The following is a 24626-nucleotide window of genomic DNA, read 5'->3' on the forward strand; positions in this document are numbered from 1 at the left end:
GTTGCGCGCACCGTCTGCCCCGGGCCTTCCTTCGTCAACCTGAAGCCCTGCACAACCCGATGACGGGATGTGATGGAAGCGATCGGTGTGGGTGATGGATCAGAAGCCCAGTGCGCGCAGGGCAGCGATGACGCTCATGCCGACGACAAGCGCGAGCAGTTCGTTGCGACGCAGGATCATGCTGCCCATCGCGGCCAGCAGCGCGATGCCGGCCGCCAGGCCGAGCCGTTCGATCAGCGGCAGGACGGTGGCGGCGATGATCGAGCCCGGAAGCGCTGCCAGCCCGCGGCGGACATGCGGCGTCAGCGGGATGAAGCCCATCAGAACCACGCCGGCGATGCGGCAGAGATAGGTCGCGACCGCCATGGCGAGGATCGCGATGACGGCGCCCCAGGCGCCCGGATTCGCGGAGCCGAGATCAGGCAGCGTCATCGCTGAACGCTCCCACGATCGCCCCGGTCAGGGAGCCGACGATAATGAAGGCGTAGCCGTCGATGAGCTTGGCCGTCAGCAGTGCGGCGAGGCCCGCGGCGACCCAGGGCACGGCGGCGCGGCGGCCGCGCCAGAGCGGCACGATCATCGCGGCGAAGAAGATCGGCATGACCAGGTCGATGCCGAAGGCGCGCGGATCAGAGACCAGCGCGCCGAGCCAGTAGCCAAGCCCCGTGAACAGGATCCAGACCACCCAGAGCAGCAGCCCGGCGCCGATCAGGACGCCGAGATCGCGCCCGCCCTCGGCCCGGTAGCGCGTGCCGATGACCCAGTTGGCGTCGGTGAAGAAGAACAGATGGAGCGCGTTCAGCGCCTTCGGATAGGGCGCGAACCAGGGCTGCAGCGAGGCGCCCTGCAGGATCATCCGGGAGTTGACGGTGGCGGTGACGACGGCGAGCCCGACGATCGCGCCCCAGGTCCATTCCGGGCGCCAGAGCTCCATCGCGACGAGCTGCGAGATGCCGCCATAGACGAGCGCGCTCATCAGCAACGTCTCGACGAGGCTCAGCCCCTTGGCCGAGGCCGCCGCGCCGAAGGCGACCGCGAAGACGACGACGCCGGGCACCAGCACCATGACCTTGCGCATGCCCAGACGCATGCCGGCCGCACTTGTCTGTGCCGGAGCTTCCTCCATCAACCCGTTCTCTCCCTATGTGCGGGCCTGTCGCGGCCCGCACTTGCGCCGCCTCGCCGAGAGCGGGCGACGGACCATCCTTCCAAGGCCGAAGCGGGCCACAGGTCAACGCCGCCTTGAGGGCTAGCCGCATGACCCTGGCACAGGGCGGCGCCGGAGCGATGGCGAGCGCCCCGGCCGTGGCCTATCCTGCCGGGATGATCTGGCTTTCCTCTCCCGACGACATCGCCGCCAGCCTCCCGGCCGTCTGGCTGGTGGCGACGCCGGAGCGGCCCGCCACACTGCCCGAGCGCTCGGCGCTGCGTCGGGGGATCGGGGCTCGCATCCTGGCGCGGCAGCTCGGCCTGCCGCCGGGGGCGATCGCGATCGGCCATGACGCGCGCGGACGCCCCCTGGTCGAGCAGCCGCGCGGGAGCCGACTGCATCTCTCGCTGGCGACCCGGGCCGGAATGGTCGCGGTGGCGCTCGCCCATAGCCTCGTCGGCGTCGATGTCGAGGCAATGGATGCCCGTGCGGCCACGCCCACCGCCGTCCTGCATCCGGAGGAATCGGCCTGGCTTCTCGCCCAGCCAGAGGACGTGCGCCCTCTGGCCTTCGCACGGCTATGGAGCGCCAAGGAGGCTTATGTGAAGGCGTTGGGCACGGGCTTTGCCCGCCCCCCGGAGAGCTTCGCCGTCTCGATCTCGCCGGACGGTCGGCTGACGGTGCGGGACGGGGCCGACGCTGCGGCCGCGACCGGTGTCAGCCGCACCATCGAAAACGGCGGCCAGGAGATCCTGGCCGCCGCGATCGTCGTCATCGGGTAGTGCGGAACGCGGCTCAGCCTTAGGCCGCGTGCCCGCCGCGCCGCTGCTTCAGCACATAGGCGATCGCGCAGACCAGCGCCGCTCCGATCACCGAGGTGACGTAATGCGGCATGTTGGCCGGGCCGATGCCAATGGCGCTGACATCGGTGGGGACCGGCTTGATCCAGGTCGGCATGTTCACCTGGAGCCAGCGCAGGACGGCGATGTCGCCCAGGATCATCTCGGCCGCGATCCAGCCCAGCAGGGCCGCACCGATCCAGATCAGGATCGGGTACTTGGTGATGATCGAGGTGAGGAACTGCGCGCCCATGATGATCAGCGGGATCGAGAGCAGCAGGCCGAAGATGAAGAGTTCGGGGTGTCCGCGCGAGGCGGCGGCGATGGCGATGACGTTGTCGAGACTCATCACGGCATCGGCGATGGCGATGGTCCGCACCGCCTGCCAGAGCGTGGTGCCGCCATCGATCTCGGCATGGCTTTCATCCTCGCCGAGGGCGAGTTTCACCGCGATCCAGAACAGCAGCAGGCCGCCGATGATCTTCAGATAGGGCACCAGCAGCAGGTAGGTGACGACCAGCGCGAAAATGATGCGCAGGCCGATCGCCGCTGAGGCGCCGAGCCAGATCCCGATCTTGCGCTGCTTCTCCGGCAGGGAGCGGCAGGCGAGCGCGATCACGACCGCGTTGTCGCCCGACAGCAGCAGGTCGATCCAGATAATCTGGAGCAGTGAGACCCAGAATTGGGAGGATGAAAAGTCCATAGGTCGGTCAGTCCCTTTGTCAGAGGGCCGGATCTGGCCGGCGGTGCTTGAGGAGGTAGCCGAGGCCGAGCACGAGCAGTGCGCCGATCAGGGCCGCCGGGTATTCGAAGCGGTGGAGCGTCTCGGCGCCGAAGCGGGCGATGAGCCAGGGATCGCTGTCGAACATTTCACCCGCGACCCAGCCGAGGAGGGCTGCGCCCGCCCAGACGAGGACGGGGAAGCGGGTCAGGAGGCTGGTGATCAGCGAGGCGCCGAGCACAATCAGCGGGATCGAGATGACGAGGCCGGCGACCAGCAGCGGAATCGAGTCCTTGGCCACGGCTGCGATGGCCAGCACATTGTCGAGGCTCATCACGATGTCGGCGATGGCCACCGTCTGCACGGCCTTCCAGAGCTTGCTGCTGGCGGCGATCGAATCCTCGTCGCTCTCGCCGTCCTCGACGATCAGCTTGACCGCGATCCAGACCAGCAGCAGCGAGCCGATGATGTGAAGGAAGGGCATGTTGAGCAGGGAGGCGATCAGCACCGTGAAGACGACACGCAGCACGACCGCGACGCCAGCTCCGAGCGCGATGCCCTTGGTGCGCTGTTCCGGCGACAGCGCCCGGCAGGCGAGCGCGATCACCACCGCATTGTCGCCCGACAGCACGATGTTGAGCGCGATGATCTCGACCAGCTTGCCCCAGAGGGCCGGGTCGAACAGCGACAGCGACGACAGGTCCATTCCCAGCCCCTTGGATTTCCTCCGCCACCCGGCAGCCCAACGCGGCGGGTGGGGCCGCGTTCCGGCACGGCGGAGGATCGATGCCTCAATGTCGGCGGCTTGTCACCAATCCGACTGCGTGAATCTGGGGGCCGTCAGCCTAGCGCCTGCTCGACGGCCTTGCCGGCAGCCTCCGTGCCAAGCGAACCGCCGAGGTCGCGCGTGCGGGTGCGGGCATCGCCCAGTGCCCGCTCGATGGCGGCCTCGATGCCCTTGGCGGCTTCCGTCTCGCCGAGATGGTCGAGCATCATCGCGGCCGACCAGATCTGGCCGATCGGGTTGGCGATGCCTTGGCCGGCGATGTCAGGCGCCGAGCCATGCACCGGCTCGAACAGCGAGGGGTAATCGCCGGTCGGATTGATATTGCCCGAAGGCGCGATGCCGATGGTTCCCGTGCAAGCCGGCCCGAGGTCGGACAGGATGTCGCCGAACAGGTTGGAGGCGACGACGACGTCAAACCGGTCGGGGTTCAGCACGAAATGCGCGGTCAGGATGTCGATATGGTACTGGTCGACGGTCACCTCGGGGTAGTTCTTCGCCATCTCCTTCACCCGCTCGTCCCAGTAGGGCATGGTGATGGCGATGCCGTTCGACTTGGTCGCCGAGGTCAGCTTCTTGCGCGGGCGGCGCATGGCGAGTTCGAAGGCGTATTTCAGCACGCGGTCGACGCCGACGCGGCTCATCACCGTCTCCTGCATGACGATCTCGCGCTCGGTGCCGGCATACATGCGGCCGCCGACGGAGGAGTACTCGCCCTCGGTGTTCTCGCGGACGACGAAGAAGTCGATGTCGCCGGGCTTGCGGCCGACCAGCGGGCCGGGCACGCCGGGCATCAGCCGCACCGGGCGCAGATTGACGTATTGGTCGAATTCGCGCCGGAACAGCAGCAGCGAGCCCCAGAGCGAGATGTGGTCGGGCACCTGGGCGGGCATGCCGACGGCGCCGAAGAAGATCGCGTCATGGCCGCCGATCTGGTCCTTCCAGTCGTCGGGCAGCATCTTGCCGTGCTTGGCGTAGTAGTCGCAGGAGGAGAAATCGAACTCGTCCAGCCGCAGCTCGAAGCCGTATTTCTTCGAGGCCGCCTCGAGGATGCGCAGGCCCTCGGGCATCACTTCCTTGCCGATGCCGTCCCCGGCGATGGCGGCGATGCGGTAGACGCGGTTCGTGCGGCTCATGATAGGTCTCCGAAGAAGGCGATGAATTGCGCAGCGACGAGATCGGGGATCTCCTCGGCCAGATAATGCCCGCCAGGCAGGCTGCGGCCTTGAACGTTCTCCGCGCGCAGGCGCCAGAGCGCCAGCGGATCGAAGCATTTGCCGATGATGCCGTTCTCGCCCCAGAGCGCCAGCACGGGCTGGGTCAGCTTGCGGCCGCCGTCCTCGTCGTCATGGCGAATGTCGATGGTGGCGGCGGCGCGATAATCCTCGCAGGAGCCATGGATGGTCTGGGGATCGGCAAAGCAGCGCAGATAATGCGCCAGCGCTTCCGGCGCGAAGGGCTTCAGGCCCGCTGCGCCCGAGCCGCATTTCTTGCGCCAATAGGCTTCGGGGTCGGCTCCGATCATCTTCTCCGGAAAGGGCGCCGGCTGGATCAGGAAGAACCAGTGCCAATAGGCGCGGGCGAAGGCGTCGGTCGTGCCGGCATACATCTCGCGTGTCGGCGCGATGTCGAGCGTGGCGAGCTTCGTCACGCGGTCTGCATGGTCGAGCGCGAGGCGATGGGCGACGCGGGCTCCGCGGTCATGCGCGCCGACCATGAAGCTCGGATGGCCGAGCTGCGTCATGACCTGCGCCATGTCGAGCGCCATGGCGCGCTTGGAATAGGGAAAATGCTCGGGGTCGGTTAGCGGCTTGTCGCTGTCGCCATAGCCACGCAGATCCGCGCAGACGAGGGTGAAGCGGTCCTTCAGCCGCTCCGCCAGCTTGTGCCAGAGCGCATGGGTCTGCGGATAGCCGTGCAGCAGGAGCAGCGCCGGCCCCTGCCCGCCCGTCCGCACCCGGATGCGCGCGCCCGAGGTCGTGATGTCGAGCAGCCGGAATCCGGGAAAGAGGCTGTCGGTGACGGGGAGATCGGTGAGGGCCATGGGCGCCACTTCGGGTCAGGCAATCGGAAGCGCGTACGCTGAATCCCACGCGATTGCGCGCAGCGATTATTACACAATCCTGATCAATGGTTGTGACGCGTCGTTCTCGGGCTGCGCCGCGCGCAGTCCCGAGAACGTCAGGACGAGAGGGAACGGGATTCCGGGATGGTCGGGTCAAGCCCCGACCATGACGCTCCCCTACCCTCGCAGCGCTGCGCCGTAGCGCTTGGCCATCTCGGCGACGATCTTGGCACCGACCGCCTCGATCTCGGTCTCCGTCAGCGTCTTCTCGATGGGCTGGAGCGTGACCGCCAGCGCGACCGACTTCTTGCCGGGCTCGACGCCCTGGCCCTCGTAGAGATCGAAGACCGAGACGTCCGAGATCAAAGCGCGGTCGGCGTTCTGGGCGGATTTCACCATCTCGCCGGCGGCGATCGCCTTGTCGACGATGAAGGCGAAGTCGCGCGTCACCGGCTGGAAGCCGGAGAGGCTAAGCTTCTGCTTGACCTTGGTCGGCTTGGCTTTCGGCAACGGCAGCGTATCGAGATGAATCTCGAAGGCGACCAGCGGGCCCTTGACGTCGAGCGCCTTGAGGATGCGCGGATGGACCTCGCCGAAAGCGCCGATGACGCCCTTGGGGCCGAAGCGCAGCGTCGCCGAGCGGCCGGGATGAGCCCAGTCGGGCCCGCCCGCCACGATCTGCAGCCCGCCGGTTGGCACGCCGAGGCCGGCCAGCAAAGCCAGCACATCGGCCTTGGCGTCGAAGGCATCGACGGGCTTGGCCGCGCCGTCCCAGTGGCGGCCGGCGCCTTCCAGCGTCGCCGTGCCCCGGCGAAGGCCGGTCGCGGCCATGAGCTGGCCGTCGGGCTGGTCGTTCTGGAAGATCTGGCCGACTTCGAACAGGGCGACATCGCCGAAGCCGCGATCGGCATTGGCCTGGGCGGCGCGGATTAGCCCCGGCAGCAACGAGGGCCGCATGTCGGAGAGATCGGCCGCGATCGGGTTGGCCAGCACGAGCGCCGGCGAACCGCCGCCGAAGAGTTTGGCCGACTCATGGTCGATGAAGGACCAGGTCACGGCCTCGACGAGGCCGCGGCTGGCGAGCAGGCGCTTTGCCTGGCGGGTGCGCTTCTGCAGAACGGTGAGGACGGGCCTGATCACCTCGTCGGCGATGCGCGGCAGCGGCGTCGAGACGACGCGATCGAGCCCGGCGATCCGCAGGATTTCCTCGACAAGATCGGCCTTGCCGCCGACATCGGCCCGCCAGGACGGGGCCACGACCTGGACCCGCTCGCCCGCGCCCGAGACCTCGAAGCCCAGCGAGGTCAACGCCCGCTCCATCTCGGCCACCGGCAGGTCCAGCCCGGTCAGGCGCTTGACCTCGGCCCAGGGCAATTCGATCGCAGCCATGCTCCCGGGCAGTTCGCCGGCGAAGACCATCTCGGACGGCTCGCCGCCACAGAGTTCGACGATCATCGCCGTGGCGAGATCCAGCCCCGGCCGGCAGAAATCGGGATCGACGCCGCGCTCGAAACGATAGCGCGCATCCGAGGTGATGCCGAGCGCGCGGCCCGAGCGGGCGATGTTGAGCGGGTCCCAGAGCGCGCTCTCGACCAGCACGTCGGTGGTGCCCTCGTCGCAGCCCGAGGCCTCGCCGCCCATGATGCCGGCGATGGACTCGACGCCTGCCTCGTCGGCGATGACGACCTGCTCGGAGGTCAGCGTGTAGGTCTTGCCGTCGAGCGCGACGATGGTCTCGCCGTCCCGCGCACGGCGGACGACGAGGTCGCCCTCGACCTTGGCCGCGTCGAAGACGTGCAGCGGGCGGTTGCGGTCGAGCGTCATGAAGTTGGTGATGTCGACCAGCGCGTTGATAGGCCTGAGGCCCACCGCGCGCAGCCGGGACTGCAGCCAGTCCGGCGACGGGCCGTTCTTGACGCCACGCACGAGGCGCAGGCCGAAGGCCGGGCAGAGCGCCTTGTCCTGCGGCGCAAGGTCGAGCTTAACGCCGACCGGGCACGGGAAGCCGGCTTTCACGGGCGCCACCGGCGTCGTCTTGATCGTGCCGAGGCCGGCGGCGGCGAGATCGCGCGCGATCCCGGCGATGCCGAGCGCATCGGCCCGGTTGGGCGTCACCGCGATCTCGATGACCGGATCGCTGAGGCCGGCATAGGCGGCGTAGGACTGGCCGACCGGCGCGTCCGCGGGCAGGTCGATAATGCCGTCATGATCCTCGGAGAGCTGCAGTTCGGCGGCCGAGCAGAGCATCCCGTTGGATTCGACGCCGCGGATGACGCCCTTGCCGAGCGTGATGTCCTTGCCGGGGATGTAGGTCCCGGGCGGGGAGAAGACGCTCTTCATGCCGGTGCGGGCGTTGGGCGCGCCGCAGACCACCTGCACGGGCTCGCCGGCGCCGGTGTCGACCAGGCAGACGCGCAGCCGGTCGGCATTGGGGTGCTGCTTGGCATCGATCACATAGGCCACGGTGAAGGCGGCGAGCGCCTTGGCCTTGTCCTCGATGCCCTCGACCTCGAGCCCGACGCGGGTCAGGGCCTCAGCGATGGCCTCGACCGGCTCGGTGGTGTCGAGATGATCCTTCAACCAGGACAGGGTGAACTTCATGAGCGTCCGTCACTTCTCGTCATTGCATGGGACATCGGGGCCGGCGCGGCGTTCAGCTCGTCCTCCCCGTCCGTCTTGATCTTCATCGCGTTGCCGCGCCAGCTCACCTCGCCGGCGACGAAGGCATAGGCCCAGACGCCGGGAAAGACGATGTCGCGCACGAGCAGCGCCAGCGGCATGCGCCAGGAGCCGTACCAGCCGACACCGCGCGCGAAAGCCAGCTCGGCCACATACCAGGGCAGCAGCACGAGCACCGGGGCGAGCCAGGCGGACAGGCCGAAGGCGGGCAGCGCGACGGCCGCCGCCAGCACCGCCAGAAGCGGGCCGGAGAGGATTTCGGGCAGGAAGAAGGGCAGGAAGGTCACCCGCCGCAGACGTGCCCAGCGGAACTGGCGCTGCACCACGTCGGACAGGCTGCGCTCACCCAAAGGCTGCTCGAAGGGCTGGCCGACGAGATGGACATGCTTGCCGGCGCGGCGGACGAGCTTCGTCGCCGCCGCATCCTCGGCGATCTCCTCGCCCAGCGCGGCGATGCCGCCGCGGGCATCGAGGAAGGGCTTGTTCCAGAGCATCGACTTGCCCTGGGCGAAACCGAAGCCGCAGGCCTCGCCGGCGAACTGCCAGCGCGCCTGGAAGGTGTTGAGGAAGGCGCATTCCAGCTCGGCCCAGAAGCCGAAGGGACGAGAGCCGGCCGGCGTCGAGCAGACCAGCCCGGTGTCGTCCCGCCAGGAGGCGAGCAGGCGCTGGATGTAGTCCTTCGGCATCAGCACGTTGGAATCGGCGAGGATGACCCATTCGGTCTGCGCCGCCTCCCAGCCCTTGACGCAGTTGTTGAGCTTGGGATTGGCGCTGACCTTCACGTCGCCGGTCATGAGCTTCACCCGCTCCGCGCCGTAGCGGGCGATCAGCTCCTCGACCAGCAGCACGATCGGGTCGTCCGCATCGGCCACGGCGAAGATGGTGACATAGTCGGGATAGTCGAGTTCGAGCCCGGAGATCGCCGTCTCGCGGCTGAAGGCCTCGATGCCGCGCAGAGGGCGCACGATCGTCACCGGCGGCAGCGCCGCAAGCAGCGGCGTGCGCCGATCCGCCCGGCGCAGCCGCGCATAGGCGATCGCCTGGCAGAGCAGATTCGTCGCGACGAGCAGCACCGCGAACAGGCCCGCCCATCCCGCGGCGCTCATCGCGCGGCCCTCCCGCTCCCGGCCGCAGTCACGCCGACAGCCCGGCGGTCAGCGTCGGCAGGTCGAGCGGGCGGAAGCCGTAATGGCTGAGCCAGCGCACATCCGCCTCGAAGAAGGGGCGCAGATCCGGCATGCCGTATTTCAGCATGGCGATGCGGTCGATGCCCATGCCCCAGGCGAAGCCCTGGTAGATTTCCGGATCGAGCCCGCAATTCCTGAGCACGTTCGGGTGGACCATGCCGCAGCCGAGGATCTCGAGCCAGTCCTCGCCCTCGCCGAAGCGGATCTCGCCGCCCTTGCGCGAGCACTGGATGTCGACCTCGACCGAGGGCTCGGTGAAGGGGAAGAAGGAGGGCCGGAAGCGCATCTTGACCGTGTCGATCTCGAAGAACGCCTTGCAGAACTCCTCGAGAATCCACTTCAGGTGGCCCATATGGGCGCCCTTGTCGATCACCAGCCCCTCGACCTGATGGAACATCGGCGTGTGCGTCTGGTCGGAGTCCATCCGGTAGGTGCGGCCCGGACAGATCACGCGGATCGGCGGCTGCTGCGCCAGCATGGTGCGGACCTGAACCGGCGAGGTGTGGGTGCGCAGCAGCTTGCGCTCGCCATTCGCGTCGGGCGCGAAGAAGAAGGTGTCGTGCATCTCGCGGGCCGGGTGGCCGACGGGGAAGTTCAGCTTGGTGAAGTTGAGGTCGTCGGTCTCGACATCGGGCCCTTCGGCGATCGAGAAGCCCATGTCGCCGAAGATCGCGGTGATCTCGTCGATGACCTGGCTGATCGGGTGGATGCGGCCGCGGGCTTCGGGCCCTTCGCGCACGGGCAGCGAGACGTCGATCCGCTCGGCCGACAGCCTGGCCTCGAGCGCAGCCTCGGCCAGCGCCTCCTTGCGGGCCGCGAGCGCGGACTGGACCTGATCGCGCAGGCCGTTGATCAGCGGGCCCTTTTCCTTGCGCTCGTCGGGCGTCATCGCGCCCAGCGTCTTCAACAGCGCCGAGATCGAGCCGGCCTTGCCGAGCGCGCCGATTCTGACCTGCTCCAGCGCCGCCTCGTCCTGCGCCTTCGCAATCTCGGCAAGAAGGCTCGCGCCCAAGTGATCGATCTCGTCCATGCCTGCTCTGGTCCGTTTGCGAGGCATCTTCTAGGGTGTCGCCAGCCTCGATGCTAGAGGCAATCACGCCGGCAAAGCAGGCTGGCGCCCGCGAATCCCGGGGGTTTGACGATGATGGGCGTCGCTTCATGACAGGGCTGTCGCAAACGCGTGCGAGCCTGGCCCTGTGGCGCCCGCTGGGCGCCGCGATCGCCGCCGTGCTGCTGGCGCTCGGCCTTGCCGGGCCGGCCCTGGCCCAGGATGGCCAGCGCGTCAGCATCACCGGCGAGATCGCCGACAGCTGGTGCACGGTCAGCGGGCTGATGTTCGCCAAGGGCAGCGCCCATCACCAATGCGCCGTCTGGTGCGCGCTCGGCGGCATTCCCGTCGCGATCCGCGACACGGAGGGCGCGCTCTACCTGATCCTGCGGATCGGCGACGACACGGACAGCGCCGCCAATCCCCGCATCGCCCGGCTGATGGCGCATGAGGTCAGCGTGGATGGCGAACTGCTCGAGCGCGACGGGGTGAAATACCTGCTCGTGGACAAGATCGCCGACGACAAGGGCGTGATCAACCTGACCCATGATGAGCACGGCATCCAGCCGTTCGGGAACTGAGGCGATGGGCCACTTTCCAGCCCTCATCCTGAGGAGTGCTACGCAGGAGCGCGTCTCGAAGGATGGTCCAGGAGGCTCCGGAGACGTCTGGAGCATCCTTCGAGACGCCGCTGCGCGGCTCCTCAGGATGAGGGCTGCGGGACTTGGCGTCGCGGCGCTGGCCGTATTGGCTCCGGCCGTCGCGGCTGCCGCCGACCCCTGGGGCATCCCGCATGAAAAGCCGGTCGTGCTGAAGGGCCGTGTCGTCGAGGCGCTGTGCCATCTCAAGGGCGTTTGCGCGCCCGATTGCGGCGCCGGGAAGCGCCAGCTCGGCATTCTGGACGCCGATGGCCGCTTCCGGCTGGTCGGCAAGGGCCAGGTCGATTTCGCCGGGGCTGCGCCCGATCTCGCCGGCTTCTGCGGCCGGGAGGTCGAGGCCGACGGGCTCTTGATCGAGAACCCGGCGATCACGCTGTTCTTCGCCCAGGGCGTCCGCGAAGCCGGCAGCACCGCTCCGTTCACGCCGACCGAGCGCTTCAAGACGCAGTGGGAGGCCCGCAACGGCCCCGCCCCGGAATGGTGGCGGGCCGATCCGGAGTCGAATGCGATCATTGCCGAGACCGGCCCGCTCGGCATCAAGGGGCTGACGCCCCAGCCGAAGCCCTGAACGCGGGGATGGCGGGCCTGCCGACACGACGCGCACTGCTGGCCGGGCTCGCTGCCGGCTGGGGGCTGCCCGCGCTGGCGCAGCATCACGGCCATTCCGGCCATGCCGCGCCCTCCCCCCGGCCCGATCCGCTGGCGGGTCGGTTCGGCGGGCCATTCTCGCTGACCGACCACCACGGCCGAGCCGTCAGCAATGGCGATTTCCGGGGCCGGTTCATGCTGGTCTATTTCGGCTTCACGCGCTGCACCGACACCTGCCCGATCGACATGCCGACGATCGCGCAGGCGCTGGATGGGCTCGGCCCGCTGGCGGATCGCGTGGCGCCGCTCTTCGTCACGGTCGATCCCGCCCATGACACGCCTGCGGTGCTGGCGGCCTATGTCGGCGCTTTCCATCCCCGCCTGATCGGGCTGACCGGCAGCGAGGCGCAGATCGCGGCGGTCGCGAAGGCCTACAAGGTGCATCGCCGCAAGCTGACGCTGCCGCATCACGCCGCGGGGGAGCACAGCGTGGACCATGGCTCGCTGACCTATCTGATGGACCGCGAGGGGCGCTTCCTGACGCTCCTGCCGCACAAGACCGGCGCGGATCGCATGGTGGCCGTATTGCGGGGCTATCTGGCGTAAGGCTGGGACAGCCCCACCGGATTCGCAAGACATGCCCGACAAGACAGACATGCCCGACAGCACAGCGCAGAAGGCCTCGCCCTCCTACCGCCTGGCGGCGCTCGACCCCGACTTCATCCTCGGCGATTCGACGCGCGGCGTGCGCTTCATGCTCGAATACCAGAAGGCCGAGGACCACTTACGCGCCCGCGGCATCCTCTCGACGCTCGTCGTCTTCGGCTCGGCGCGGGTGCGCGAGGGCAACGCCTGGTACGACGCGGCCCGCGCCTTCGCGAAGCTGGCGTCCGAACGTGGCGGCGCGCTGGCGGCGAGCGATCTCGGGCGCGACCATGTCATCGCCACCGGCGGCGGGCCAGGCATCATGGAAGCCGCCAACCGCGGTGCGACGGAGGCCGGCGCGCTCTCGATCGGCTTCAACATCACCCTGCCGCACGAGCAGGAGCCCAATGCCTGGTCGACGCCGGACCTGACCTTCCGCTTCCATTATTTCGCGATGCGCAAGATGCATCTCGCCATGCGGGCAGCCGCGCTGGTGGTCTTCCCCGGCGGCTTCGGCACGCTGGACGAACTCTTCGAGATCCTGACGCTGGTTCAGACCGGCAAGATGCGCCCGGTGCCGATCGTGCTCTACGACCGGGCCTACTGGCAGGCGCTGCTGAACCTCGAGGTGATGGCGCAGGCGGGGCTGATCCGGGCGCAGGACCTCGCGCTCTTCGCTTATGCCGATACGCCGGAGGAGGCCTATGCCCGCATCGTCGAGGGCGCGGGAGACAATTGGCGCCCGGCGACGCAAGACGGCGTGCAGACTTAGAGCATCCGCGTCATGCTCGGGCGAAGACCCGAGCATCTCCTTCAAGGGATTCTCGGCTCTCCGCTTCGCTACGCCCGAGAATGACGACATTGAGCAAACAAAAAGGCCGGCATCACTGCCGGCCTTTTTTCGTATCTCGTCAGGGCCTGAAAGCTCAGGCAGCCTTGGCTTCCGCCTCGGAGCCGAGCGCGGCCTTGACCGCCTCGACCACCGCCGTGAAGGAGGCAGCGTCGTCGATGGCCATCGCCGAGAGGGTCTTGCGGTCGAGCTCGATGCCGGCCTTGTGCAGGCCGTTGATGAACATCGAGTAGACCAGGCCGTGCTCGCGCACCGCCGCGTTCAACCGCTGGATCCAGAGCGCGCGGAACGAGCGCTTCTTGTTCTTGCGGTCGCGATAGGCGTACTGCATCGAGCGATCGACGGCCGCCTTGGCGGCGCGGATCGTGTTCTTGCGGCGGCCATAGAAGCCCTTGGCGGCCTTGAGTGTCTTCTTGTGCTTGGCATGGGACGTTACGCCCCGTTTCACGCGAGCCATATCATGATCTCCGGAAGATTAGGGGGCGTCAGCCGTTGGGGAGGAAATACTTCTTCACGTTGGCCGCATCGCCCTCGAAGAGGACGGTGGTGCCGCGGTGATTGCGGAGCTGCTTGTTAGTCCGCTTGATCATCCCGTGACGCTTGCCGGCCTGGGCGTACATAACCTTGCCGGTTCCGGTGATCTTGAACCGCTTCTTGGCGGCCGATTTCGTCTTGATCTTGGGCATTTTCGCTCCTCATAGGTCGCGAGCGCGCAAACGGCGCCGCTTCATGTTTGCTTGCGGGAAGCAAAGATCGACCGCCACGGCAGCCCTTATCAGCCGGGCGATCGAAGGCCGCGCGTATGACAGAAAAGGCGCAGGCTGGCAAGCGCGAGGGTGCGGGCGAGCCAGGCCGCCCCGCCCTACTCCGCCGCCTGGACCAGCGCGGGGCCGCTTTCGCCCTGCAGGCGTGCGCCGAGGCGGTCGACGTCGAGCAGCATCAGCATGCCCGCCGGCTCGCCGCGGGCGTTGCGGGTGGCGACGACGCCGAGCGCGGGGACATCGGTCTTCGAGGTCAGGTCGCGCAATGGCTGGAGTTCCGAGGCCGCGATCTCGGGGATGAGGCCGAGCGCATCGACGATCAGGCCCAGCGTGCGGCCGGCCGCACGCACGATGACGATCTGCTGCTCGTCGGAGGACGCATCGGGAATTCCGAGGAGCCGGGCGAGGCGCAGAACGGGCACCGGCTGGCCCTCATGCAGCTTGTAGCCAGCGAGCAGGCCGTCTCCCGCCTTCCTCGCCGAGGGCTTGAGGCCGGCGATATCGACCGCCTCGATGACGTCGCGGGCCCGCACGCCGAGCCAGTGCCGGCCGATATGGAAGGTCGCGACCTCGAAGGCCTCGACGCCGTCGGCCGGCTTCTGCGCGGCCAGAGCGACCGAGGCGGCGCCCGCCGCCGGGCGGGCCGCGCTGTCGGCCGCAACCATGCCGAGCGGCACGGCGCAGATCGCCACGACATCGGCACGGTGGCCGTCGCTGGTCTTGTACTCGCGATAGCCCTTCGAGAGCGCGGCGCCGACCGCCATGTGCTTGCCTTCGAAGCTGCGGATGGCGGCGAGGTCGCCGTCCCGCTCCAGCGCCGCGGGGTCGACCGGCAGGGGACTGGCATCGCCGACGGCAAAGCGCGGGTCGCTCGAGGAGAGGATCTGGCCGTCGCTGCCGACCAGAATGGTGAAGGCGCCCGTCAGGGCGGCGCCGTCCTCGGCCTTCGGCAGGGAATCGGCGAGGATGGCGGCGAATTGAGGCGTCGAATCGAAGACGATAGCGATGCCGCCGAGCGCCCTGCCGCAGACGGGGCTCTGCACCGCGGCGGTGTAGATCAGGGTCGGCGCCCCATCATAGAGCGGTGTCGGCTCGAATCCGGAGACGGCATAGTGCTGGCCTGTGCGCAGGGCGAGCGTGCGGGCCACCCATTCGGCCTCGAGCGACTGCCCGACGAGATGAGCCTGCGAAGGCTGCGAGACGGCGACGACCACACCCTGCGTGTCGAACAGGATGAGGTTGCTGTAGACCGTGTAGAGCGCGTTGATCGTGGCGAGGATCTCGCCGCAGAGCCGGCGCCCCTCCGGCGAGGGCGCCGCGAGGACGCGGGCGAAGCTCGCATTTAGCGCCCACCAACGGCAGTCATTGGCGCGCTCGTAGAGATTGCGGTCCATCACGTCGATGGCGAAGGCGGCGCGCGAACGGCACTTCTCCATGATGGCGGCGACGACGGTGCGGTGCAGATCGCCGATCGAGGCGTCGCAGACCGCCTGTGTCTTGCGGCCGGCGCTGGAGATCTCCCAGAGCAGTATCTTCGAGAAAGCGGCATTGGCGGCCGTCGAGCCGGCCTGGCGGATCGAGCCGTTCCAGACCGAGCGGTTGAGATCGCCCTGGATCGCCGCCGCCTGGCGCGAGACGTTGCGCAGCTCGGCCGAGAACAGCCCGGCCTGGCTGGTAACCGCGGCGAGCAGGTCCTCGTCGATGCCCTTGCCGAGTTCGCCGTCGTCCTGGTCGAAGGCGGCCTCCAGCGGGATCAGCCCGAGGCCGAGCCAGCCGGGGCCCATATAGCCCTGATAGCCGGCCGTGCCGCAGGCCATGGCGAGATATTGCCGCCCGCCGAGGCGGATCACCGGATCGCGCCCCTGCAGGGCCGAAGGCGAGAGCTTCAGCCCGGCCGGAAGCTGGATCGGGCAGGAGCCGGCGATGACGTCGCCCTCCGGGGAGACACAGCCCAGCACGGTCCAGTCATGCTCGGGCAGCAGCTTGCGGAAGATGCCCTCCATCTCGTCGGCGAGCCGGAAGACAAGGACGAGTACGCCGAGCGGGCGCTTGGCGGCATCCTCGACGCGCCAGGCATAGACCAGGGCCTTCTCGTCAGCGACGAAGTCGACGACGCCGTAATGCTCGACATAGGCGCCGGTCGAGGTCAGGGCCTCGTCGATCAGGGGGTGGCGCGCCTGCTGTGCCGCATGCGGCTGGAGACGGGCGCGGATCGCGCCGTCGCGGTCGACCAGCACGATGTCGGAATAGACGGAGTATTTCGCGACATAGTCGCGGAAGCGCGCCTCGATCGCCGCCCGCGCCTCGGACGAATTGGGGGCCTCCAGCATCTCGCGGATGTCGGTGTCGGCGGCGAGGAAGCCGATATCGGCGGTGCGCTCGAAGAGATTGCGGACCAGCACGTCGATGGCGTTCTGCGCCTTGATGCGCAGATCGGTCATCACCTTGTCCCGCGTCTCCTTGGCGAGATGGCCGAGCAGGCTCGCAGTGAGCTTCTCGAAGGCGGAGCGCGTGCCCGACATCTCGGTGGCGTTGCCCGAGAGTTGACCGAGCAACGTCAGCGTATCCCAGGACGCCTGCAGGCGGTCGAAGACCTGCCGGTAGTCGTCGATCGCGCGCATGTGCCGGATCAGGCCGGCGAGCGCCGGATCGATCTCGGGTCCTCCAGTCATCGTAGGCAAGTCGCAGGCGCCTCCGGTAGGCCGTCGCCCGTCGGTCCAGCACCGGACGAGGGACGCGAGCAATCGCAGCCGACCGGCTGCGACGCGGGCGGCAGAAGATCATCAACCGCGCTGATTCGCATCCGCTCGCGAAGGTCTCGCTGCATAAATTTCAAGCAGGCGCCCGCGCGAAAGGCGCGGCAATGACAAGTGACTTTACGTCAATGTGAGCATTCAGCGCGCCCGATACACGAGCGGGAACTGCTCCGGCTTAGTCGTCTTGCCGTCGCAAGCGACCTTTTCACGGTATTCGACCAGGACGAATTCTCCGTCGGCGCCAACGCGATGGCGCTCATAGACCCCGCAATCGCCATCGCTGCGGCCGAGCGCCGTGCCGGTGACGGTGCGGGTCTTCACGTCCCATTCCGGCGACATCAGCTCGGCGGGAGCGCTCGTGCGCTTCTTGCCGGGAGGAGCCTTGAAGCTCAGGAAGCGCAGATTCTGCGCCGGCTCCGGCAGGTAGACCAGCGCATAGACGGCATTGGCCTGGATGTTGAAGCGCTGGCAGGGGAGTTCCCAGATCGCCGATTCCTCCGACATCTGGAAGCCGGTGACGCCGGTCTTCAACATATCCGGGTCGCAGCCGAAACGGCTCTTGAGCGTCGCCGGCAGCGTGCGCGGGATCTGGGCGGGCCTGACGGCGTAGCGGCTGAAGATGCCGTCCAGACCCGCAGGCGCCCCAGCAGCCGCAGGCGGGGCCGCGGGGGGCGGGGCTGCCGCGGGCGCGGTCATGCAGCCGGCCCCACCCTTCACGGGCACACGCGCCTGCTGCTTGCCGGCCATCGACACGGTCAGCGTGCCGCTCTCGATTTCCACCGCCTCGCCCTCGATCTCGCCGAGCTTGAGGTCGAGCACGGCAAAGCCGTCATCGGCGCCGAGTTTGTAGAGCTGGTAGGGGTAGAGGCCGTAGCCGCCGACCTTGCCGCCGATCGCCACGCGCGTCAGCGTCAGGATCCTCTCGCCAACCTTGATGCGCGCCGGCTGGCGGGCGTGGTTCTGGCCGCTCAGGGCCTCGGAAAAGATGAAGGCGTAGCGGTCCTTGTCGGGGTCGCGGTTGGCCTGCCACAGCGCAACCGAGCAGCCTTTCGAGCGGTCGACCTCCGCCTTGTCGAAGAGCTTCAGGTCGAGCTTGGTCTCGTCGGGCTTGGCCGGCGCCGGGGCCTGGGCGGGCGGGGGCGTCTGGGCTGCGAGCGGCCCCGCGGATGCGGCTGCCAGCAATAGCGCGGCCAACGCCGTCGCAAATCCATTCGACCCCATATTCCTGCCCCCCGCAGCGGCCGCGCCTGTCGCAAGCGCCGGTCCGTCCAGGGTCACATTATTCAAGGACCGGGCGAGGGAGAACCTGAAAGTGACGCTCGGTCAGAGCCCTTCGATTCGCCGCAGTGCCTCGAAGTGCTTTTCCGACTGGAAGACCAGCACCTGGCGCCATTCGCGTGCGGTGGCCTCGATCTCGGCGTCGGGAATCAGCTTCAACGGCCGGCGGGTGGACATCGCCAGCACCTGCTGGCGGCAGGCGCGCTCGAGGAAATAGAGATCGTCGAAAGCGACGGCCACCGAGGGACCGCCGATGGTGACGCCGTGATGGGCGAGGAAGGTGATGTCCGCGCCGGCCTCGGCCTTGTTGGCGGCGACGATGGCCTCGCCCTCGCTCTCGTCGAGCGCCAGCCCGCCGAAATGGTCGACATAGAGCGTCCGGCCATGGAAGCGGCAGGCGGTCTGGTGCGCCATCTCGAGCCGCCCGCCCTCGACCATGGTCAGTGCGGTCGCATAGGGCATGTGGACATGCAGCACGGCGACATGGCGCGGATTGGCCTTGTGGGCGGCGATGTGGATGTTGCGGGCGGTCGCCTCGACCTCGCCCTCCCCTTCCAGAACCTGGCCGCGCTCGTCGATCAGCAGCAGGTCCGAGGGCCTCATCTCCGACCAGTGAACGCCATAGGGGTTGATCAGGTAGCGCGGGCGGCCGTCCGGACCATCCGGCAGCGCAACCGAGAAGTGGTTACAGATACCCTCGTTCAGGTCGAACTTCGCGGCGAGGCGCAAGGCGGCGGCGAGATCGCGGCGCTGGCTGGTGATGCTGGGCTGGGTCATGGCAGGCGCTCGCGGTTCGGTCGGGTCGCTGCGACCCAAGCATCGCTGGCCCCGACATGACAAGGCCCGGCACTGGGGCCGGGCCTGATGCCGATTGCATGGCGCGAGCGCTCTAGCGCGGCGCCAGCACCATGACCATCTGGCGGCCTTCGAGCTGCCAGTCGCTCTCGACCTTCGCGGTCTCGGCGAGATCCGCCTTGACGCGCTCGAGCACCTTCACGCCGAGATCCTGGTGGGCCATCTCGCGGCCACGGAAGCGCAGGGTCACCTTGACCTTGTCGCCCTCCTCGAAGAAGCCGAGCATGGCCTTCATCTTGACGTCGTAGTCGTGCTTGTCGATGCCGGGACGGAGCTTGATCTCCTTGATCTCGATGGTGCGCTGCTTCTTGCGCGCCTCGGCGGCCTTCTTCTGCTCCAGGAAGCGGAAGCGGCCATAGTCGAGAATCTTGCAGACCGGAGGCACGGAGTTGGGGGCGATCTCGACGAGGTCGAGACCGGCATCCTCGGCAATCTTCAATGCCTCGAAGAACGACACCACGCCGCGATTGGCGCCGGTATCGTCGATGAGCTGAACCTCACGGACGCCGCGGATGTCGCGATTGGAGCGCGGACCGTCTTTGGTCGGGGTCGGAGCGGCACGGAAAGGACGACGAATGGCTGTATTCTCCTGTGAACGGCGCTTCAGGCGCCCATGGCCAGACACATTGCACAAAGACGCGCGTTGTCAATGGACGAGGGCCGGCAGCCTGTGACGAATGGTCCCTAGATCGGGATCGCGCGCGTTTTCGGCAAGGGCTGGCGGCTCAATCCGAGCCTCTGCCCTCGAGGAGGGCGCAATAGACGTCGAGCGTGTCGCCCACCATCGTCTCCAGCGAGAAGTGTCGCTCGACATGGCGACGGGCCCGCAAAGCGAGGTTGTCCCGCGCGGAAGGGCGCAGGGCGAGCGCTCCCGACAGGGCGTCGGCCAGCGCCGCGGCGTCGCCTGGCGGGACGCGCCAGCCGGTGCGCTCGTTGGGCGGTGTCTGCGGCGGGGCGAGCACCGTCTCGGGCACGGCGCCGAGATCGGAGACCACGACGGGAGTGCCCATCGCCTGCGCCTCGACAGCGACACGACCGAAGGCCTCGGGCTCGGTCGAGGGCACGGCGACGACCGCGGCGGCGAGCAGGGCGGCCGGCATGTCGCTGCAATGCCCGACGCGGCGCACCCGCCCCTCCAGTCCCGCCCTGGCGATGAGCTGGTCGAGCTCGCGGACATAGCCGTCCCGCCCCTGGTGGTCGCCGGCGAGGATGAAGGCGGTGTCGGTGTCGCCGCCGTCGCGCAGGATCCGCGCGGCCTCGATCAGCACGCGCTGGCCCTTCCAGCCCGTCAGCCGGCCGGGCAGCAGCACGATCTGCTGATGCGCCCGGATGCCCCAGCCGGTGCGCAGCGCCTGGATGCGCTCGGGCGCGACCGCCTGCGGCGCGAAGGCCGAGAAATTGGTGCCGCGGTTGACGACGCGGATACGGTCCCGGGCGAAGCCGTGCTTGGCCAGGATCAGCTCTGCCGTATAGGCCGAGTTGGCGATGACGACGTCGCCGCGCGCCATCACCGAATTGTAGAGCGTCTTCACGGCCGAACGGCTGGCATAGGAGCCGTGATAGGTGGTGACGAAGGGCAGGCGCAGCAGCCGCGCCGCGGCCAGCGCCACCCAGGCAGGGGCACGCGAGCGGGCATGGATCAGCTCGACGCCCTCCTGCCGGCAGAGCAGCACGAGCCTGCGCACGTTCATCGCCATGGCGAGCGGGTTCTTCGACGCGGCCGGGAACGGCAGCCAGACGCCGCCCTTGGCCTGCAGTTCGGCGACCAGACGGCCACCTTCGGTCGCCACCAGCGCCCGGGCACCGACATCGGTCAGGCCCTTGGCGATGTCGACGGTCGTGCGCTCGGCCCCGCCCGCCTCGAGATCGGGGATGATCTGGAGGATCGTCCGCCCGACCAGCGGATGGGACTCGGTCGAAGGCAGGGACAGATGCGCGCCGGGCTGAAAAGACATATTCACCGTTCTGAAACGCCACCTTGTCGCTGCGCGGTCGAGCCCGCGCCTGTTCTCGTCGGCGCGACTATGCCTGCCCAGGGGCGTGTCGGGCAGCCTATATTCGCGCCGAACCGCCGATTCGTCACAGGAGATTTGCGTTGGAGCGCGAGGCACCGCAATGGCTGGAGGTCGGAGACGGCGAAGATCGCCGCCGCCTCGCCCTCCTCTCGCAGCCCGGAGAGGGCGCGCCGGTCGTCTGGCTCGGCGGCTTCCGCTCCGACATGCGCGCCACCAAGGCCGAGGCTCTGGCGCAGTGGGCACGTGAGACCGGCCGGCCGTTCCTGCGCTTCGATTATGCCGGCCATGGCGAAAGTGGCGGCGACTTCGCCCGCTGGACGCTGTCGCACTGGCTCGAAGACGCGCTGTCGGCGATCGAGGCTCGCTGCGCTGCCCGCCCCATTCTCGTCGGCTCGTCGATGGGCGGCTGGCTGGCGCTGCTGGCGTCGCGCCGGCTGCTGGGAACGGCGCTGGCGCCAGCCGGCCTCGTGCTGATCGCGCCGGCGGTCGACTTCTCGGAAGAGCTGATGTGGGCGCAAATGCCGGAAGCGATCCGGCAGACCATCCTGCGCGACGGCGTCTGGATGCGCCCGTCGGAGTATTCGCCGGAGCCGACCCCGATCACGCGGGCCCTGATCGAGGATGGGCGACGTCACCTGATGTTCGGGTCGGAGATCCGCACCGGCTGCCCCGTGCACATCCTGCAGGGCATGCAGGATCCGGACGTGCCCTGGCGCCAGGCCTTGAAGCTGGTCGAGCATCTGTCGGGCGACGCCGTCAGCCTGACGCTGATCAAGGACGGCGACCACCGGCTTTCGACGGCGCAGGACATCCTGCGCCTGCAGGCGGCGGTCGCGGGAATCGCGACCGCGCCCTGAGCGCGTCAGTGGACGCTGACCATCCGCAGGTCATGCTCCCAGGCGTTAGCGGTCGCCGCCTCGCGCGAATCGGTCACCAGGATCGGCGCGCCATCCGCCGAGAGCAGGGCGAAGAGCTGCAGGCCCGACTGGATCTCCGGCGCCTGCGGGAAGATCCGCAGCAGCTCGTCGGATGTCATCGACTTGAGATAGGCAACCTCGCCCGTACCCAGCGCGGCGAATTCCGCAGGGGTCAGGGGGGTCATCCGGATCATCGTGCTGTCTTCGTTCATCGCGCCCTCCTTCAGAGCAGTGCGAGTGCGGTTACAAGATTACGATCTCAATCATGAACGGATGCAAAAACCGCGCTCGCATCCTTCGTGACCTTCAAACAGGCTCGTCGCGACTGACGATATCGATACGCCGGATAAGCCTTTCCGGTTCCGGGCGGACGAGATCGATGGCCAGCAGGCCGTTCGACAGATCCGCGCCCAGCACCTGCATGCCATCGGCCAGCAGGAAGCTGCGCTGGAACTGACGCGCCGCGATGCCCCGGTGCAGGAACTGCCGCGTCTTGTCGTCGATCTGGCGGCCCCGGATCGTCAACTGGTTCTCTTCCAGCGTGATCTCGAGCTGGTCGCGGGCGAAGCCGGCCACAGCAAGCGTGATGCGGAGCCGGTCCGGCTCATCGCCGGAGCGGGCGAGCCGTTCGATGTTGTAGGGCGGGTAGCCTTCGCTGGCGCCTTTCGCGACCCGGTCCAGAGCGCGTTCGATGTCGTCGAAGCCGAGGAGAAACGGATGGGACAGACTGGGCGTACGCGTCATTCCCAGGACCTTGCCTGACGGTGCCGGAGCCCGCGAGGGCGCTCCCGATCGACCGGGGCCCAGACATCCGGCGCCCCGCGGGCGGAAGGCGAAGCCCTTCCGCTTGCTCAACGATATGGCGATCCGTGGGGCGGCTTCAAGAGCCGCAGCAACCCCACCGGGGCGGTGGAACGTCGCGGAAACGGGGCGGGACGGGTGGTACAGCCACCCCGGCTTGAACGGGGGACCTCTAGATCCACAATCTAGCGCTCTAACCAACTGAGCTATGGCTGCCCGCACCCGGCGCGTGGCGATCGGTCGCTTTCGCGAGATCGGCGGCGGCGCGGAACCTAGAGCCGGAACCGCGGGAATGCAACCCGCGATTCATGGGCTTTTTCCGCCCTTCTCCACGCGCCCGTTCGCCGCTCTCCTCAGGGCTTGCCGATCGCCTTGCCGGCGATGCGCGCGAGTTCCTTCAGATGCTCGGCATAGGATTCGTAGGAGCGCCGCACGGCCTTGGCCTGAAGCGCCACCGCATCGGCGGCGCTGTCGGTGCGCGCGAGCGTCTCGGCCTCGCCCAGACGCGCCTGGAGCTCGGAGCAGGCATGGTCGAGCATGCTCGCCTGCAGCGCACCGAAGGCCTTCGCCATCGCCAGCGTCTGCGTCATCACCGTGCCGGTGGCGATCGCGGCGAATTCGGGCGGGCGCGGCAGCGGCATCGCGGCCAGCGAAGGCGCCGGCTTCGCCTCGACCTTCGCGGCGGCGGCTTCGATCGTCTTCTCGGCCAGCTTCGTCACGGTGGCGGTCGCCGCGGCGGCCGACTCGACGGCAGTGTTCGCGACCTTCTCGACCGCCTTGGCGACAGCCTGCGGCTTGATCGCGGCGACGACCGGCGCGACGGGCTTGGCGGGCGCTGCTTTCGGCGCGGGAGCCGACACGACCTTGGCGGGCGCGCTGGTGCGGGCCGCCGCCTTCACCGGGGCTTTGGCGGCGGGAGCTTTGGCGGCGGGAGCGTTGGCCGCGACCTTGCCGACCGGAGCGGGAGCCGCCGGGGGCGCAGGCGTCTTCGCCACGGGTGCGGCCGCCACGGGCTTGGCAGAGACGGGGTTGGCAGGAAGTGGCTTGGAGGAAGCCGTGGCCGCCGATGCCTTGGGCGCTTCGGCGGGCTTGGCCAGGACCGCAGGCTTCGACATCTCGACGGGCTTGGATGTCTCCGTAGCCTTCAATGCTTCAACAGGCTTGGATGCTGCAGCAGGCTTGGGGGCATCTGCGGGCTTGGGCGCCTCGGCAGCCTTGGGCGCCTCGGCGGCCTTGGGCATGCTCGTCTGAGCGGCGGGGGCCTTCGGAGCGGCGGGCTCGGCCGGCAGCGGGCCCGAAAGGGCCTTGACGGGAGACAGGCTGACCGGGGCCTTCGACTTGGTGCGGGTCGGGGCGGGCTTGACCATCGCGGTTCTCCTTCAGCGCGGCAATGACGGCGCGGCCGGTCGCTGTGGCCGTCCGTCCGGGGGGCGCGCCGGTTCTGTCCGGATGACCAGTCGGCGCAGTCGCGGCCGCCGGGCGGCGGCCGCGTCGTCGGTATCAGGCTTATTTGGGCTTGGCGGCCTTCGCCACGGTCTCGGCCGTCTTGGTCGCGACATCCTGCGCGGCCGTGCCGATTTCCTTGAGCTGCGCCTGCAGCGCGGCCATCTGCGCCTTCATGAACTCTGACTGATGCGCCATGACCTCGGTGATGTCCTTGGACTGCACCAGCTTCTGGGCGAGGTCGAAGGCGGCCGCGACATTGTTCTCGGCATAGGAGATCGCCTTGCGGGCGGCGTCATGCGTGCTGACGCGCGCCGTCTCGGCCGAGCCATGAGCCGAATCGACGGCTTTGGCGGCGGCGCCGATGAAGCCGTCGAAAGCCTTGCGGGCCTGCTCGACGCTGCGCTCGGCGAATTCGCGCATCTCGGTGGGGACTTCGTAAGGGGTCTTGATTGCCATGGGTGGTCCTCCTGTTGAGCGCCGCTATCCTGAAAGCCGTTCCCGGCCGGCTGCACCGGCCGCGGCTCCATCTTTATTGTGCGGTGCAATATCATTATTGCGCCGCAATGACAATCTTAGCGCGAT

At 68.4% G+C, this 24626-nt stretch carries 26 protein-coding genes and 1 tRNA gene; 6 read left to right on the forward strand and 21 right to left on the reverse strand.

Annotation, left to right across the window (positions count from 1 at the left end; all coding sequences use genetic code 11):
- Positions 1 to 99 precede the first annotated feature (99 nt).
- Positions 100 to 432, reverse strand: a complete 333-nt coding sequence (locus ABIE41_RS22515; RefSeq protein ID WP_192642442.1) for an AzlD family protein — start codon at positions 430 to 432, stop codon at positions 100 to 102.
- Positions 419 to 1090, reverse strand: a complete 672-nt coding sequence (locus ABIE41_RS22520) for an AzlC family ABC transporter permease (protein WP_354193158.1) — start codon at positions 1088 to 1090, stop codon at positions 419 to 421. Before ABIE41_RS22520 ends, ABIE41_RS22515 begins: the two co-directional genes overlap by 14 nt.
- A gap of 167 nt (positions 1091 to 1257) precedes the next feature.
- Between ABIE41_RS22520 and ABIE41_RS22525 the strand changes: the two genes are divergently transcribed.
- A complete protein-coding gene (locus ABIE41_RS22525; protein ID WP_192642444.1) occupies positions 1258 to 1932 on the forward strand; it encodes a 4'-phosphopantetheinyl transferase family protein in 675 nt (224 codons plus the stop codon).
- Positions 1933 to 1951: 19 nt separating this feature from the next.
- Here ABIE41_RS22525 and ABIE41_RS22530 read toward each other — a convergent pair whose 3' ends face one another.
- The 7 genes from ABIE41_RS22530 to pheS form a co-directional block, all read right to left on the reverse strand.
- Positions 1952 to 2692, reverse strand: a complete 741-nt coding sequence (locus ABIE41_RS22530) for a TerC family protein (protein ID WP_192642445.1) — start codon at positions 2690 to 2692, stop codon at positions 1952 to 1954.
- 19 nt (positions 2693 to 2711) lie between these two features.
- A complete protein-coding gene (locus tag ABIE41_RS22535) occupies positions 2712 to 3416 on the reverse strand; it encodes a TerC family protein (RefSeq protein WP_192642446.1) in 705 nt (234 codons plus the stop codon).
- Positions 3417 to 3550: 134 nt separating this feature from the next.
- Complete coding sequence (locus ABIE41_RS22540) at positions 3551 to 4630, reverse strand: tartrate dehydrogenase (RefSeq protein ID WP_192642447.1); 1080 nt, start codon at positions 4628 to 4630, stop codon at positions 3551 to 3553.
- A complete protein-coding gene (locus ABIE41_RS22545) occupies positions 4627 to 5538 on the reverse strand; it encodes an alpha/beta fold hydrolase (protein ID WP_192642448.1) in 912 nt (303 codons plus the stop codon). The genes ABIE41_RS22540 and ABIE41_RS22545 overlap by 4 nt, the downstream gene beginning before the upstream one ends.
- A 198-nt stretch (positions 5539 to 5736) precedes the next feature.
- Complete coding sequence (gene pheT / locus ABIE41_RS22550) at positions 5737 to 8160, reverse strand: phenylalanine--tRNA ligase subunit beta (RefSeq protein ID WP_192642449.1); 2424 nt, start codon at positions 8158 to 8160, stop codon at positions 5737 to 5739.
- Complete coding sequence (locus tag ABIE41_RS22555) at positions 8157 to 9344, reverse strand: ceramide glucosyltransferase (protein WP_192642450.1); 1188 nt, start codon at positions 9342 to 9344, stop codon at positions 8157 to 8159. The genes pheT and ABIE41_RS22555 overlap by 4 nt, the downstream gene beginning before the upstream one ends.
- A gap of 28 nt (positions 9345 to 9372) precedes the next feature.
- A complete protein-coding gene (gene pheS / locus ABIE41_RS22560) occupies positions 9373 to 10455 on the reverse strand; it encodes a phenylalanine--tRNA ligase subunit alpha (RefSeq protein WP_192642451.1) in 1083 nt (360 codons plus the stop codon).
- Positions 10456 to 10583: 128 nt separating this feature from the next.
- On the opposite strand from pheS, the gene ABIE41_RS22565 reads away from it, so the two are divergent.
- The 4 genes from ABIE41_RS22565 to ABIE41_RS22580 all read left to right on the forward strand — a co-directional run bounded on the left by ABIE41_RS22565 (position 10584) and on the right by ABIE41_RS22580 (position 13137).
- Positions 10584 to 11054 (forward strand): hypothetical protein, encoded by a 471-nt coding sequence (locus tag ABIE41_RS22565; RefSeq protein ID WP_192642452.1) that lies wholly within the window; start codon positions 10584 to 10586, stop codon positions 11052 to 11054.
- Between the two features lie 127 nt (positions 11055 to 11181).
- Entirely contained in the window at positions 11182 to 11700 is a 519-nt protein-coding gene (locus ABIE41_RS22570; RefSeq protein WP_192642453.1) for a hypothetical protein, read from the forward strand.
- Between the two features lie 8 nt (positions 11701 to 11708).
- A complete protein-coding gene (locus ABIE41_RS22575) occupies positions 11709 to 12326 on the forward strand; it encodes an SCO family protein (RefSeq protein ID WP_192642454.1) in 618 nt (205 codons plus the stop codon).
- Positions 12327 to 12357: 31 nt separating this feature from the next.
- Positions 12358 to 13137 carry an LOG family protein gene (locus tag ABIE41_RS22580; RefSeq protein ID WP_192642455.1) on the forward strand — a complete coding sequence of 260 codons (780 nt, stop codon included), beginning with the start codon at positions 12358 to 12360 and terminating at the stop codon, positions 13135 to 13137.
- Positions 13138 to 13291: 154 nt separating this feature from the next.
- On the opposite strand, the gene rplT is transcribed toward ABIE41_RS22580, so the two are convergent.
- The 7 genes from rplT to ABIE41_RS22615 form a co-directional block, all read right to left on the reverse strand.
- Complete coding sequence (rplT, locus tag ABIE41_RS22585; protein WP_192642456.1) at positions 13292 to 13672, reverse strand: 50S ribosomal protein L20; 381 nt, start codon at positions 13670 to 13672, stop codon at positions 13292 to 13294.
- 28 nt (positions 13673 to 13700) lie between these two features.
- Positions 13701 to 13901: a 50S ribosomal protein L35 gene (gene rpmI / locus ABIE41_RS22590; RefSeq protein WP_069054318.1), complete on the reverse strand. Its 201-nt coding sequence runs from the start codon at positions 13899 to 13901 to the stop codon at positions 13701 to 13703.
- A 176-nt stretch (positions 13902 to 14077) separates the two neighbouring features.
- On the reverse strand, positions 14078 to 16648 hold the full coding sequence (locus ABIE41_RS22595) for a chemotaxis protein CheW (RefSeq protein ID WP_192642457.1): 2571 nt from the start codon (positions 16646 to 16648) through the stop codon (positions 14078 to 14080).
- Positions 16649 to 16870: 222 nt separating this feature from the next.
- Positions 16871 to 17926, reverse strand: a complete 1056-nt coding sequence (locus ABIE41_RS22600; protein WP_192642458.1) for a DUF1176 domain-containing protein — start codon at positions 17924 to 17926, stop codon at positions 16871 to 16873.
- A 129-nt stretch (positions 17927 to 18055) separates the two neighbouring features.
- Entirely contained in the window at positions 18056 to 18850 is a 795-nt protein-coding gene (locus tag ABIE41_RS22605; RefSeq protein WP_354193166.1) for an aldolase, read from the reverse strand.
- A gap of 49 nt (positions 18851 to 18899) precedes the next feature.
- A complete protein-coding gene (gene infC, locus ABIE41_RS22610) occupies positions 18900 to 19442 on the reverse strand; it encodes a translation initiation factor IF-3 (protein ID WP_066720171.1) in 543 nt (180 codons plus the stop codon).
- Between the two features lie 148 nt (positions 19443 to 19590).
- Complete coding sequence (locus ABIE41_RS22615) at positions 19591 to 20820, reverse strand: glycosyltransferase (protein WP_192642460.1); 1230 nt, start codon at positions 20818 to 20820, stop codon at positions 19591 to 19593.
- Between the two features lie 140 nt (positions 20821 to 20960).
- Between ABIE41_RS22615 and ABIE41_RS22620 the strand changes: the two genes are divergently transcribed.
- Positions 20961 to 21737 carry an alpha/beta hydrolase gene (locus ABIE41_RS22620; protein ID WP_192642461.1) on the forward strand — a complete coding sequence of 259 codons (777 nt, stop codon included), beginning with the start codon at positions 20961 to 20963 and terminating at the stop codon, positions 21735 to 21737.
- A 5-nt stretch (positions 21738 to 21742) separates the two neighbouring features.
- Here the strand turns inward: ABIE41_RS22620 and ABIE41_RS22625 are convergent, their stop codons facing one another.
- The 5 genes from ABIE41_RS22625 to ABIE41_RS22645 form a co-directional block, all read right to left on the reverse strand.
- Positions 21743 to 22009: a BQ00720 family protein gene (locus tag ABIE41_RS22625; RefSeq protein WP_192642462.1), complete on the reverse strand. Its 267-nt coding sequence runs from the start codon at positions 22007 to 22009 to the stop codon at positions 21743 to 21745.
- A gap of 94 nt (positions 22010 to 22103) precedes the next feature.
- A complete protein-coding gene (locus ABIE41_RS22630; protein ID WP_192642463.1) occupies positions 22104 to 22541 on the reverse strand; it encodes an Hsp20 family protein in 438 nt (145 codons plus the stop codon).
- A gap of 196 nt (positions 22542 to 22737) precedes the next feature.
- A tRNA-His gene (locus ABIE41_RS22635) sits at positions 22738 to 22814 on the reverse strand.
- 137 nt (positions 22815 to 22951) lie between these two features.
- Entirely contained in the window at positions 22952 to 23965 is a 1014-nt protein-coding gene (locus ABIE41_RS22640) for a phasin family protein (RefSeq protein WP_192642464.1), read from the reverse strand.
- A 139-nt stretch (positions 23966 to 24104) separates the two neighbouring features.
- Positions 24105 to 24500, reverse strand: a complete 396-nt coding sequence (locus ABIE41_RS22645) for a phasin (RefSeq protein ID WP_192642465.1) — start codon at positions 24498 to 24500, stop codon at positions 24105 to 24107.
- Positions 24501 to 24626: the final 126 nt, after the last annotated feature.

It is taken from the genome of Bosea sp. OAE506 (genome assembly GCF_040546595.1).
Classification (GTDB): domain Bacteria; phylum Pseudomonadota; class Alphaproteobacteria; order Rhizobiales; family Beijerinckiaceae; genus Allobosea.